The sequence below is a fragment of the Schumannella sp. 10F1B-5-1 genome (genome assembly GCF_006517535.1).
Lineage (GTDB): Bacteria > Actinomycetota > Actinomycetes > Actinomycetales > Microbacteriaceae > Schumannella.
The window spans coordinates 1-287 of record NZ_VHQH01000261.1; the positions used below are offsets into that span (position 1 = coordinate 1).

The following is a 287-nucleotide window of genomic DNA, read 5'->3' on the forward strand; positions in this document are numbered from 1 at the left end:
GGGGGCGCACCGCGGTCGCCCACCTGCTGGCGGGGGGTCGTCGGCGGGTCGCCTTCGTGTCCGGGCCGCAGACGATCCGGCAGGTCGCCGACCGCCTCGTCGGCGCGCGGGAGGCCGTGGCGGCGACGCCGGGCGCCTCGATCGAGGTGCTCGAGGGCGCCGCGCTCTCGGTGCTCGAAGGCCGACGCCTGGGCGAGGAGCTCGTCGCCCGCCCCGCCGCCGAGCGGCCGGATGCGGTGTTCGCCGCCAACGACCTGCTCGCGGTCGGGCTGCTGCAGGCCCTCGTG

At 79.1% G+C, this 287-nt stretch carries 1 protein-coding gene; it reads left to right on the forward strand.

The genetic code is table 11. The annotated features are described in order from the left end of the window. Window positions 1–26 precede the first annotated feature (26 nt). Window positions 27–287: substrate-binding domain-containing protein (locus FJ658_RS15630; RefSeq protein ID WP_370454824.1), on the forward strand; the 261-nt coding region annotated here is incomplete at its 3' end.